This is a genomic window from Bradyrhizobium sp. GW821-FHT13H06 (assembly GCF_058803975.1).
The window spans coordinates 1,128,622-1,141,269 of sequence record NZ_JBXAPN010000001.1; the positions used below are offsets into that span (position 1 = coordinate 1,128,622).

At 66.4% G+C, this 12,648-nt stretch carries 9 protein-coding genes; 5 read left to right on the forward strand and 4 right to left on the reverse strand.

Going from position 1 to position 12,648, the window contains the following annotated elements:
* Positions 1 to 37: 37 nt before the first annotated feature.
* Positions 38 to 1,531, reverse strand: coding sequence for an IMP dehydrogenase (guaB, locus tag AC1RQP_RS05485; RefSeq protein ID WP_028178447.1), 1,494 nt, complete (start codon positions 1,529 to 1,531; stop codon positions 38 to 40).
* A 477-nt stretch (positions 1,532 to 2,008) separates the two neighbouring features.
* Here guaB and AC1RQP_RS05490 point away from each other — a divergent pair, with 477 nt between their 5' ends.
* Positions 2,009 to 3,499, forward strand: coding sequence for a DHA2 family efflux MFS transporter permease subunit (locus AC1RQP_RS05490; RefSeq protein WP_492936172.1), 1,491 nt, complete (start codon positions 2,009 to 2,011; stop codon positions 3,497 to 3,499).
* Between the two features lie 105 nt (positions 3,500 to 3,604).
* Here the strand turns inward: AC1RQP_RS05490 and AC1RQP_RS05495 are convergent, their stop codons facing one another.
* Together AC1RQP_RS05495 and AC1RQP_RS05500 are read right to left on the reverse strand one after the other, a co-directional pair.
* The gene (locus tag AC1RQP_RS05495; protein WP_492936173.1) at positions 3,605 to 4,291 is read right to left on the reverse strand and encodes an RlmE family RNA methyltransferase; all 687 of its coding nucleotides are present in this window, start codon (positions 4,289 to 4,291) and stop codon (positions 3,605 to 3,607) included.
* A 1-nt stretch (position 4,292) separates the two neighbouring features.
* On the reverse strand, positions 4,293 to 5,378 hold the full coding sequence (locus tag AC1RQP_RS05500; RefSeq protein ID WP_492936174.1) for a Ppx/GppA phosphatase family protein: 1,086 nt from the start codon (positions 5,376 to 5,378) through the stop codon (positions 4,293 to 4,295).
* A gap of 209 nt (positions 5,379 to 5,587) precedes the next feature.
* On the opposite strand from AC1RQP_RS05500, the gene AC1RQP_RS05505 reads away from it, so the two are divergent.
* Positions 5,588 to 7,960, forward strand: coding sequence for a xanthine dehydrogenase family protein molybdopterin-binding subunit (locus tag AC1RQP_RS05505; protein WP_492936175.1), 2,373 nt, complete (start codon positions 5,588 to 5,590; stop codon positions 7,958 to 7,960).
* Between the two features lie 128 nt (positions 7,961 to 8,088).
* Here the strand turns inward: AC1RQP_RS05505 and AC1RQP_RS05510 are convergent, their stop codons facing one another.
* Positions 8,089 to 8,889: a hypothetical protein gene (locus AC1RQP_RS05510; RefSeq protein WP_492936176.1), complete on the reverse strand. Its 801-nt coding sequence runs from the start codon at positions 8,887 to 8,889 to the stop codon at positions 8,089 to 8,091.
* Between the two features lie 105 nt (positions 8,890 to 8,994).
* Here AC1RQP_RS05510 and AC1RQP_RS05515 point away from each other — a divergent pair, with 105 nt between their 5' ends.
* From AC1RQP_RS05515 to AC1RQP_RS05525, 3 genes are all read left to right on the forward strand, one after another.
* The gene (locus AC1RQP_RS05515) at positions 8,995 to 9,486 is read left to right on the forward strand and encodes a YaiI/YqxD family protein (RefSeq protein WP_239623156.1); all 492 of its coding nucleotides are present in this window, start codon (positions 8,995 to 8,997) and stop codon (positions 9,484 to 9,486) included.
* Between the two features lie 2 nt (positions 9,487 to 9,488).
* Entirely contained in the window at positions 9,489 to 11,300 is a 1,812-nt protein-coding gene (locus AC1RQP_RS05520) for an ABC-F family ATP-binding cassette domain-containing protein (protein WP_492936177.1), read from the forward strand.
* A 61-nt stretch (positions 11,301 to 11,361) separates the two neighbouring features.
* The gene (locus AC1RQP_RS05525) at positions 11,362 to 12,441 is read left to right on the forward strand and encodes a D-TA family PLP-dependent enzyme (protein ID WP_492936178.1); all 1,080 of its coding nucleotides are present in this window, start codon (positions 11,362 to 11,364) and stop codon (positions 12,439 to 12,441) included.
* The last annotated feature ends 207 nt before the right edge of the window (positions 12,442 to 12,648 follow it).

Here is a 12,648-nt window from a genome sequence, read left to right on the forward strand (position 1 = left end):
GAGGTGCTGCGCTGCGTCCGGGGCACGAGGCCGGCGGCTAACCCCCGCCCGGATAATTCGGGCTCTCGCGCGTGATCGTCACGTCGTGGACGTGGCTTTCGCGCAGGCCGGCGCCGGTGATGCGGACGAACTGGGCCTTCTCGTGCAGCTCCTTCATGTCGCGTGCGCCGACATAGCCCATCGCGGCGCGCAGGCCGCCGGCGAGCTGGTGCATGACGTGGCCGACCGCACCCTTGTAGGGCACCTGGCCCTCGATGCCTTCAGGCACGAGCTTGAGCGTGTCCTTGATATCCTGCTGGAAATAGCGGTCGGCCGATCCGCGCGCCATCGCGCCGACCGAGCCCATGCCGCGATAGGCCTTGTAGGAGCGGCCCTGCCACAAGAACACTTCGCCGGGCGTCTCGTCGGTGCCGGCGAGCAGCGAGCCTACCATCGCGATGTCGGCACCGGCGGCAAGCGCTTTCGCAAGGTCGCCGGAGTATTTGATGCCGCCGTCGGCGATGACCGGGATGTCGGACTTCTTCGCCGCTTCAACCGCATCCATGATCGCGGTGAGCTGGGGAACGCCGACGCCGGCGACGATGCGGGTGGTGCAGATCGAGCCCGGGCCGATGCCGACCTTGATACAATCCGCGCCCGCGTCGATCAGCGCCTGCGCGCCTTCGGTGGTGGCGACGTTGCCGGCGACCACCTGCACCGAGTTGGACAGACGCTTGATGCGGTTCACCGCGTGCAGCACGTGACGGGAATGGCCATGCGCGGTGTCGACGACGACGAGGTCGACGCCGGCATCGATCAGGCGCTCGGTACGCTCGAAGCCGGTATCGCCGACGGTGGTGGCCGCGGCGACGCGCAGGCGCCCTTGCGCGTCCTTGCAGGCGAGCGGATGGGCGACCGCCTTCTCCATGTCCTTCACGGTGATGAGACCGACGCAGCGATATTGCTCGTCGACGACGAGCAGCTTCTCGATACGGTGCTGGTGCAGCATCCGCCGCGCCTCGTCCTGGCTGACATTCTCACGGACCGTGACGAGGTTTTCGTGCGTCATCAGCTCGGAGATTTTTTGCTGGCGATTGGTCGCAAACCGCACGTCACGGTTGGTGAGAATGCCGACCAGCTTGCCGGGCGTGGACTTGCCCGCGCCGGTGACGACGGGAATGCCGGAGATGCCGTGATCGCTCATCAGCTTCAGCGCATCGTCGAGCGTGGCCTCGGGGCTGATGGTGAGCGGGTTTACCACCATGCCGGACTCGTAGCGCTTGACCTGCCGCACCTGGGCGGCCTGCCCTTCGGGATCGAAATTGCGGTGGATGACGCCGAGGCCGCCGGCCTGCGCCATGGCGATCGCCATGCGGGCCTCGGTGACCGTGTCCATGGCGGAGGCCATGATCGGAATATTGAGCGGAATGGCGCGGGTGACGCGGGAACGGATGTCGACCTCGCCCGGCATGACGTCGGACAGGCCCGGCTTCAACAGCACGTCGTCGAACGTAAGGGCTTCGCGGATGCCTTGAAGTTGCACCGTGGCCATCTGCCAACTCCTTCCTGCGGCCCTGCCGCAAATGCTTATGGATGAGCGCCGCCCTCGGCGTACCTTGCGGCATCGCCGGAGAATCGGAGCCCATCGGTGGGGTTGACGCGGGTCGATAGCACGGCCGCGTGACGAATCAAAGCAATTCGGGCCGCCGGCCAGCCATGCACAGGCTTTTTACGTAAATTCGGCGGAATAGCCCGTGCGCGCGGCCCACCCGCTGCCAATCCGGGGCGCGACGAAGTCGCGAACCCGGAAATCCATCCCACAGCGGTCCCCCGGCCCAATGGATTCTCGGGTACGCCATTGCGCACCACAGCTCGCGCCAGGCCGCGCGCCCCGGAAGGACGGAGACGGAGGGTCACACCGTTGTTACGCGGGATTTAGGTGCCATGCGTCGATCCGCAATGGTCTCCGCCGGGTGGCGATGATAAGCCGCAACTCCGTCCTGTCTCCCGATTTCATTACCAATCCGTCATGGTCGACAAGCAACGCGTCATTCCGCTGATCGTGGCCACTGCTCTCTTCATGGAGAACATGGACTCGACGGTGATCGCCACCTCGCTGCCGGCGATCGCGGCCGACATCGGCACCAGCCCGCTGACGCTGAAGCTTGCGATCACCTCCTATCTGCTGTCGCTGGCGGTGTTCATTCCGGCGAGCGGCTGGACCGCCGACCGGTTCGGCGCGCGCATGGTGTTCGCCATCGCGGTCGGGGTGTTCATGGTCGGCTCGGTCGGCTGCGCGCTCTCGACCTCGGTCACCGACTTCGTCTTCGCGCGCATCCTGCAAGGCATGGGCGGCGCGATGATGACGCCGGTCGGACGCCTCGTCCTGCTGCGCTCGGTCGACAAGAGTGCGCTGGTCAATGCCATGGCCTGGGTGACGGTTCCTGCCCTCATAGGCCCCGTGATCGGCCCGCCGCTCGGCGGCTTCATCACCACCTACGCGTCCTGGCACTGGATATTCCTGATCAACATCCCGATCGGGCTGCTCGGCATCTTCATGGCCCTGCGCTTCATCGATCCGATCAAGAGCGAGGAACGCGAGCCGTTCGATCTCTACGGCATGGTGCTCGCGGGCATCGGGCTCGCAGGCATCGCCTTCGGCCTGTCGGTTGCCGGCCTCAATCTGCTGCCGTGGAGCACCGTTGCCGCGCTGATCGCGGGCGGTGCGATCTCGATGACGCTCTACGTCATCCATGCCCGGCGCACGGGATCGCCGGTGCTGGATTTCTCGCTTCTGAAGCTGCCGACGCTGCGCGCGGCCGTGTTCGGCGGCTTCCTGTTTCGCCTCGGCATCGGCGCGCTGCCGTTCCTGCTGCCGCTCTTGATGCAGATCGGCTTCGGGCTGACGCCGTTCCATTCCGGCCTCGTCACCTTCGCCTCCTCGCTCGGCGCGATGGGCATGAAGACGCTGGCCGCCCGCATCATCCGCACCTTCGGCTTCCGCAATCTGATGACGGTGAACGCGATCGTCAGCGCGTTCTTCCTCGGCGTCTGCGCGCTGTTCACGGTGTCGACGCCGCTGCTGATCATCATGGTCATCCTGGTGGTCGGCGGCTTCTTCCGCTCGCTGGAGTTCACCGCGATCAACACGGTCGCCTATGCCGAGGTCGAGACCGCGCAGATGAGCCGTGCCACCACCCTCGTCAGCGTCAACCAGCAGCTCGCGGTCTCGGCCGGCGTCGCCGTCGGCGCGGCCTGCGTCGAGACGACGATGTGGTTCAACCATGTCAGCGAGATCGACGCCACCGTGTTCGCGCCGGCCTTCATCGTGGTGGCGCTGACCTCGGCGGCATCGAGCTGGTTCTTCTGGCAGATGCCCGCCGACGCCGGCAACGAGATCTCCGGTCGCAAGGCGGCGGAGATCGCGAGCCGCAAGGGCGCCGGCAAAGGCGCGGCGAAGGCTGCCGTCAAGGCGGCGTCCGAGGACACGCAGGACGTTCGGGACCAGCGGCTGGGGTAGTTTCTCGCTCGTCATTGCGAGCGCAGCGAAGCAATCCAGAATGCCTCCGCGGCAACAGCCTGGATTGCTTCGTCGCTACGCTCCTCGCAATGACGGATGATGTGGCTACTGCTGTGTCCCGCCGCGAAATCCCGTCGCCAGCACGTAGCGCTCCGAGGAATCCTGCCGGCTCGCGGCCGGCTTCACGTGGCGCACCGTCGCAAAGTCGCGCTTGAGCTGGGCCAGAAGCTCGGCATCGGCGCCGCTCTGGAACGTCTTTGCGAGGAACGTGCCGCCGGGCTTGAGCACGTCACAGGCAAACGCAGCGGCCGTCTCGACCAGGCCGACGATGCGGAGCTGGTCGGTCTTGCGGTGTCCGGTGGTGTTGGCGGCCATGTCGGACATCACGACGTCCGCCTTGCCGCCGAGCATCGCGGTGAGCTTTTCCGGCGCGTCATTGTCCATGAAGTCGAGCTGCGCGAAATCGACGCCGGGGATCTCGGGCATCTCCAGCAGGTCGATCGCGACGACCCTGCCCTTGCCTTCCGCGGAGCCGACGCGCTTGGCGGCGATCTGGCTCCAGCCGCCGGGCGCGGCGCCGAGGTCGACCACGGCCATGCCGGGCTTCAACAGCCGATACTTGTCATCGATCTCCAAGAGCTTGAACGCCGCGCGCGAGCGATAACCTGCCGCCTTGGCTTTCGCGACATAGGGATCGTTGAGCTGCCGCTCCAGCCAGAGCTTGGACGACAATTTGCGCTTGCCGCCGGTCTTGACCTGGACGTGCAAGCGGCCGGTGGTGTCTTTCGCCATCTCACCAGCTCCTGAGCGCGCCGTCCTCGCGCATCATCTCGACCAGCATGCCCTCGCGCAGGCCCCGGTCGGCGACGCGCAGGCGCGGCAGCGGAAAGGCGCGGCGGATGGCATCGAGGATGGCGCAGCCGGCCAGCACGAGATCGGCGCGCTCGACGCTGATGCAGCTGTTGTTCGCGCGCTCCTCGTAGCTCATGCCGAGCAGCCTGCCGATGGTCGCGGTGAGGTCCCCATCATTCATCCAGATGCTGTCGATACGGCGGCGGTCGTAGCGCGGCAGGTTGAGATGGATGCCGGCGAGCGTCGTCACCGTGCCGGACGTGCCGAGCAGGTGCATGTCGGTGAGATCGCGGCCGTGCTCCTCCGCGAACGGGGCGACATGGTTTGCGACCTCGCGCTCCATCGCGGCATAGACCCCGGGCGTCACGTCGCGGCCGCCGAACTGCTCGGCGAGCGTGACCACACCGTACGGGATCGACATCCAGGCCTTGATGCGCGGCTGCGGATTTGCGGGATCGCGCTCGATCCGCACCAGCTCGGTCGAACCGCCGCCGATGTCGAACAGGATCGCGCCGCGTCCTCTGGGGTCGACCAGCGGCGAGCAGCCGAGCACGGCGAGCGAGGCCTCGGTCTCGCGGTCGATCACCTCGAGCTCGATCCCGGTCTCGGCCGCGACGCGGCTGCGGAAACCTTCCGCGTTCGAGGCGGCTCGGCAGGCTTCGGTCGCGATCAACCGCAGCCGCCGCGCCTTCCTCAGATTGATCTTGTCGCGGCAAATGCTGAGCGCCGCAATGGCGCGCTCGATCGCGGCCTCGCTGATGCACCCGGTCGCGGAGACGCCCTCGCCGAGGCGGATGATGCGTGAGAAGGAATCGACCACGCGAAAGCCGTCGTGGGTCGGACAGGCGATCAGCAGCCTGCAATTGTTGGTGCCGAGGTCCAGCGCCGCATAGACGCCGGTTCCCGGCGCTTGCGCGCCAATGGCCGGATCGGCGGCCAACGCCACCGCCGTCATCGACCCCTCCAGCTCGCCGTGCGGCCCATGTTGGCTTACATGGCCGTCGCGGAGCCGCGTGTGGTCATTCATACAAACTGTCTTTCCGCGGCCGGTCGGGCCGGTCTGGAATTGATTTTTCGCCTGAAACATTAGCAGCGCGGCAGGCCTGCGCAACAACGCATCACATGGGACCATGCCCATTCGTGCGTTGTCGTGAACAGGGTGGTGGGTTATCTGAGGAAAGTCCGGTCCCCCGCTGCCGCGAAAATGCGCAAATGCCGGCTTTTCAGGTCAATTCCATGCAAGAACACACCAAATCGTCCACGCTCGAGAACGCTATTGCACTGCAAAAATATGGCGTCGGGCAACCGGTCCGCCGCAAGGAGGACGACACGCTGGTGCGCGGCAAGGGCCGCTACACCGACGATTTCAACCTGCCCGGCCAGGCCTATGCCGTGATCGTCCGCTCCACCCATGCCCATGGCATCATCCGCGGCATCAACAGCGAGGCTGCCAAGGCGATGCCGGGCGTGCTGGGGGTGTGGACCGGCAAGGATCTCGATGCCGCCGGTTATGGCCCCTTCACCTGCGGCCTGCCGCTGAAGAGCCGTGACGGCTCGCCCCTGCTCCAGACCAACCGCCAGCCGCTCGCGACCGACAAGGTCCGCTTCGTCGGCGATCCCGTCGCCTTCGTGGTGGCGGAGACGCTGGCGCAGGCGCGCGACGCCGCCGAGGCGGTCGAGCTCGACATCGAGCCGCTGCCCGCGGTGACCGATCCCGAGGAAGCCGCCAAGCCCGGCGCGCCGCAGCTTTACGACCACATCCCTGATAACGTCGCGCTCGACTACCACTATGGCGACATGGACAAGGTCAACGCGGCCTTTGCCAGCGCCGCCCATGTCACAAAGCTCGACATCGAGAACACCCGCGTCGCCGTGGTCTCGATGGAGCCGCGTGTCGGCCTTGCCTCCTACGACAAGAAGACCGAGCGCTACACGCTTCAGGTGCCGACGCAGGGTGTCGCCGGCAACCGCGCCAATCTCGCCAAGAACCTCAACGTGCCGAATGACAAGGTGCGCATCCTGACCGCCAATGTCGGCGGTTCCTTCGGCATGAAGAACATCAACTATCCCGAATACATGTGCATCCTGTATGCGGCCAAGGCGCTGGGACGTCCGGTGAAGTGGCTCGACGAGCGCTCCACCAGCTTCCTCTCCGACAGCCACGGCCGCGCGCAGAAGATCCATGCCGAGCTCGCGCTCGACGCCGAGGGGCATTTCCTCGCGGCAAAGCTGTCCGGCTACGGCAATCTCGGCGCCTACATCACCGGCGTCGCGCCGGGGCCGCTCTCGCTCAACACCGGCAAGAATTTCTCCAGCGTCTATCGCACGCCGCTGATGGCGGTCGACATCAAGACGGTGCTGACCAACACCACGTTGATGGGCGCCTATCGCGGCGCCGGCCGGCCCGAGGCGAACTACTACATGGAGCGGCTGATCGACCGCGCCGCCGACGAGATGGGCATCAACCGGCTGGCCTTGCGCAGGCGCAACTTCATCAAGCCGAACCAGATTCCGTTCCCGGCCTCCTCCGGCGTCACCTATGACAGCGGCGACTTCCAGTCCGTGTTCAACAAGGCGCTCGAGATTTCCGACCACGAGAATTTCGCCAAGCGCAAGAAGGAGAGCAAGAAGGCCGGCAAGCTGCGCGGCATCGCGATCGGCTCCTATCTCGAGGTCACCGCGCCGCCGAGCCCCGAGCTCGGCAAGATCGTGTTCGATCCCGACGGCACCGTGCAGCTCATCACCGGCACGCTCGACTACGGGCAGGGTCATGCGACGCCGTTCGCGCAGGTGCTGTGCCAGCAGCTGGGCGTCCCCTTCGACAGCATCAAGCTGGTGCAGGGCGACAGCGACATCGTCCACACCGGCAACGGCACCGGCGGCTCGCGCTCGATCACCGCGAGCGGCCAGGCCATCGTGGGAGCCGCAAAGCTCGTCATCGAGAAGGGCAAGCGCGCGGCGGCGCACATGCTGGAAGCGTCCGAAGCCGACATCGAATTCGCAGATGGCAGCTTTACGATCGCCGGCACCGATCGCAGCATCGACATCATGGAGCTCGCCAAGAAGCTGCACGAGGGCAAGGTGCCGGAGGGGGTGCCCGACTCGCTCGACGTCGATCACACCAGCGAACCGGTCGCCTCGGCGTTCCCGAACGGCTGCCACGTCGCCGAGGTCGAGATCGATCCGGAGACCGGCGTGGTGCAGATCGTGCGCTATAGCGCGGTGAACGATTTCGGCACGGTGATCAACCCGATGCTGGTCGCGGGCCAGCTCCATGGCGGCGTCGTCCAGGGCATCGGCCAGGCGCTGATGGAGCACGTCCGCTACGACGAGAGCGGCCAGCCGATCACGGGCTCGCTGATGGACTACGCCCTGCCCCGCGCCGAGGACGTACCGAACATGGCGGTCGGCGACCACCCGGTGCCGGCCACGACCAATCCGCTCGGCAGCAAGGGCTGCGGCGAAGCCGGCTGCGCCGGCAGCCTGTCGACGGTGGTGAACGCGGTGATCGATGCTCTCTCCGAGTACGGCATCAAGCACATCGACATGCCGCTGACCCCGGAGCGCGTGTGGCGCGCGATCCAGGAGGCGAAGGCCAGGGCGGCGTAAGGCGTAGGAGCTCTCTCCGCCGTCATGGCCGGGCTTGACCCGGCCATCCACGCCTTGACGCACAAAGAACGTGGATGCCCGGGACAAGCCCGGGCATGACGATGTGGTGACGGCGTGCGGCTTCCCTCCTACGCCGCTGCCTGCTCGCGCGGCTGGTAGATCGCTATGTGCTGGCAGTGCGCCAGCGGCGTCGTGCCGTTGGCGACCACCAGCGCGTCGAGCTCGACGAAGCGATGGCCTTTCTTCTCGTAATTGGCGGTGACCTTCGCCCGTGCGGTGATCTCGTCGCCGGCGCGTGCGGCCGACAGCAGCTGCATGCGGCTGCCGACGTGAATCCAGGGCCCCAGAATGGTGTTGTCGACGAGGACGCGGTTCATGACACGCTGGATCAGGCCGGGATGGCCGAGCCCCTCGCGCGCGAAGATCGGATCCTTCTCCCTGATGTCGGCGAGATAATCCGTTGCGTCCTGTCCGGCCCAGCGGCGCGGCGCCGTGCCGAGCCATTTGCCCGTCTCGAACGTCGCCGGGCTGACCGGCTTTCGCTCGGCGACCGCGGGGACCTCGACATAGTCGCTCAATGACACGGCAGGCGCCTTCGCCGGCAGCGAAGCCGTCCCCGTGGCGCAAAGCTCGGTGCGGCTGAACACCTCGATCGTGAGCAGGTCGTTGTGCTCGGTGGCATCGACGTCGGCGGTCTCGCCGTCATAGACCGGCTTGATGAAGCGGGCCTCGACCAGCCCGCCCGACAGAAAATCCCGCCCCCAGCGCGCGATCGGCACGTGCATCATGTAGGCAAACACATCGACGCCGGGGACCAGTCCGCCGGAAAAGCCGAAGCGGCGTGCCACCGTGTCGTCATGCATCTTGTTTTCGGACTGCCTGGCGGTGTTGTAGGCCTCGACGCGGTAGGTTTCGAGCCGGTTCGGCATGGGGCATCTTCCCTGTTTTCTTGTTGTTCAGGAGCGATCGTAGGGCCTGAGGAACCGGGGTCAATCCCCTCGCCTTTAGGGCTCGAATGGGGTACCACGCGGCGAATGACTGACACCCCCACCCGCATCTATGTCGACGCCGACGCCTGTCCGGTGAAGGACGAGATCTACCGTGTCGCGCTCCGACACGGCGTGCCCGTGAGCGTCGTTGCCGGCAATTTCATTCGCGTGCCGCAGGACCCCTTGATCGAGCGGATCGCCGCAGGTGCCGGCATGGACGCAGCGGACGACTGGATCGCGGAGCGCGCCAGGCCCGGCGACGTCGTCGTGACGTCGGACATTCCGCTGGCGAGCCGCTGCGTGAAGGCGGGCGCCGACGTGATCGCGCCGAACGGCAAGCCGTTCACCGAAGAATCGATCGGGATGACGCTGGCGGTGCGCAATCTCATGACGGATCTGCGCTCGGCCGGCGAAGTCACGGGCGGGCCGCGATCGTTCGCGCCGCGCGACCGCTCCGCCTTCCTCTCGGCGCTCGACCAGACGCTGCGCCGGATCCAGCGCCGCCGCGCTGATGCGGCCGCCACCAGTCGGGGCTGATCATGGCGCCCCCGCTGATCCAATTGAAGGACATCAGGCTGACCTTTGGCGGCACGCCGCTCCTGAGCGGCGTCGAGCTCAATGTCGCGCCGGGTGAACGCGTCTGCCTGATCGGCCGCAACGGCTCCGGCAAGTCGACACTGCTCAGGATCGCCGCCGGCCTGGTCGAGCCAGATTCCGGCACGCGTTTCGTGCAGCCGGGCGCGACCGTGCGCTACCTGCCGCAGGAGCCTGACTTCGGGGACCACAGGACCACGCTCGCCTATGTCGAGGCGGGGCTTGCGCCCGGCGACGACCAGCACCAGGCGCGTTACCTCCTGGAGCAGCTCGGCCTCACCGGCGAGGAGAACCCGCACGATCTCTCCGGCGGCGAGGCCCGTCGCGCGGCGCTCGCCTGCGTGCTGGCACCCTCGCCGGACATATTGCTGCTGGACGAGCCGACCAACCATCTCGATCTCTCCACCATCGAATGGCTGGAACAGGAGCTCGACAGCCGCCGCGGCGCGCTGGTGATCATCAGCCATGACCGCCGCTTCCTCACCAATCTGTCGCGCTCCACCGCCTGGCTCGACCGCGGCAGGATCAAGCAGATCGACCGCGGCTTTGCCTCGTTCGAGACCTGGCGCGACGAGGTGCTCGCGGAAGAAGAGCGCGACCAGCACAAGCTCGACCGCAAGATCGTCGACGAGGAGCACTGGCTGCGCCACGGCGTCTCCGGCCGGCGCAAGCGCAACGTCAAACGGCTCGCCAATCTGCATGCGCTGCGCGACCAGCGCCGCAACTATCGCGGCACCGCCGGCAGCGCCAATCTCGCGGCCGCTGAAGCCGAGCAATCCGGCAAGCTGGTGATCGAGGCGAAGGGCATCACCAAGGCCTATGGCGAGCGCAAGATCGTCGAGAATTTTTCGACCCGCATCCAGCGCGGCGACCGGCTCGGCATTATCGGCCCGAACGGGGCCGGCAAGACCACACTGGTCAACCTGCTCACCGGCGGCATGCAGCCGGATTCCGGCACGGTACGGTTAGGTGCCAATCTGGAGATGGCGACGCTCGACCAGCACCGCGAAAGCCTCGATCCCAAGTCGACGCTGGCGGAAGCGCTGACCGGTGGCCGCGGCGACCAGATCATGGTGGGCGGCAAGCCGAAGCATGTCGTCGGCTACATGAAGGACTTCCTGTTCGCGCAGGAGCAGCGCGGCACGCCGCTCGAAGTGCTCTCCGGCGGCGAGCGCGGCCGCTTGATGCTGGCGCGCGCGCTGGCAAAGCCGTCGAACCTCCTGGTGCTGGACGAGCCGACCAACGATCTCGATCTCGAGACGCTCGACGTGCTCGAGGAGATGCTCGGCGACTACGAGGGCACGGTGATCCTGATCAGCCACGACCGCGATTTTCTCGACCGCGTCGTCACCTCCGTGATCGCGCCCGAAGGCAACGGCAAGTGGATCGAATATGCCGGCGGCTACAGCGACATGCTGGCGCAACGCGGCGCCGACCTGAAGCGCGAGACGGCGAAGGCGCAGGCCCCGGCGGAGAAGAAAGAGGAGCGCTCCGCTGCCCCGGCGGCGGCGCCGAAACGGAAGCTGAGCTTCAACGAGAAGCACGCGCTGGAAACGCTGCCGAAGAAGATGGAGACGTTGCAGGCAGACATTGCAAAATTGCAGCGCGTCCTCGACGATCCCAATCTCTATACCAGGGATCGCAAGAAATTCGACGACACCTCCGCCGCGATCGCCAAGGCGCATGAAGAATTGTCCGCTGCCGAAGAGCGCTGGCTCGAACTCGAAATGCTCCGCGAAGAGATAGAACAGGCTTGAACCGTAGGATGGGTAGAGCGCAGCGAAACCCATCCTACAGGACCGAACATAGAGACATCCCATGACCACATCCCTCGCCGCCAAGATCGCCCGCGAATACGGCACGCCCTGCGCCGTCATCGACATGGACCGGGTCGAGCGCAACATCGCGCGGATCCAGAAGGCCTGCGACGACGCCGGCGTCGCCAACCGCCCGCACATCAAGACGCACAAGAACCCGACCATCGCCAGGATGCAGGTCGCGGCCGGTGCCAAGGGCATCACCTGCCAGAAGCTGGGCGAAGCCGAGATCATGGCCAATGCCGGCATCGACGACATCCTGATCAGCTACAACCTGCTCGGCGAAGAAAAGATGGCGCGCCTCGGCGCGCTGCAGGCGAAGGCGAACATGACGGTGGCCGCCGATAATTCGACCGTCGTCGCCGGGTTGCCCAAGGCAGCCGCATCATCCGGCCGTCCGCTTTCGGTCGTCGTCGAATGCGACACCGGCCGCAAGCGTGCGGGTGTCGAGACGCCGGCCGAGGCGATTGCGCTGGCGCGTGAGATCGCAGCCTCCAAGGGACTCGAGTTCGCCGGCTTCATGCTGTACCCGACCGAGACCGGCTGGGCGGACGCGCAGAAATTCTATGACGAGGCGCTGGCCGGCGTGCGGGCGCACGGGCTCGATGCCAAGATCGTTTCGACCGGCGGCACGCCGAATCTCGTCAATCTCGGCAAGCTCAAGGGCGGCACCGAGCATCGCTTCGGCACCTATATCTATAATGACCGCATGCAGGTTGCCGCAGGCTCGGCGACCTGGGACGATTGCGCGCTCCACATCTATTCGACGGTCGTGAGTCGCGCCGCGCCCGAGCGCGGCATCCTCGATGCCGGCTCGAAGACGCTGACGTCAGATACCGGCGGCCTCGACGGCCACGGCCTGATCCTGGAGCATCCCGAGGCCAAGATCGCGAAATTCGCCGAGGAGCACGGCTTCCTCGACCTCTCCCGCAGCAACACGCGGCCGAAGGTCGGCGACGTCGTCCGCATCGTGCCGAACCATGTCTGCGTCGTCGTCAACATGATGGACGAAGTGGTGATGGTGCGCGGCGAGGAGATCATCGGCACGCTGCCAGTCGCGGCGCGGGGGAAGCTGCGGTAGGGCCTGCGTCGCTGGCATCGGAACGCCCGCGCATCCTTCGAGGCTCCCGGCGCGCTGCTTTGCATCGCGCCACTCGCACCTCCAGCGACAACGGCTTCGCCGTTGCGCGGGGATGACGCTCTCTCTAGACTAAGCCAGCGCAAGCTGACTCTCTTTCGTAGCCGTCACCCTGAGGTGGCCGCTTCTTCAGCGGCCCTCGAAGGGCGG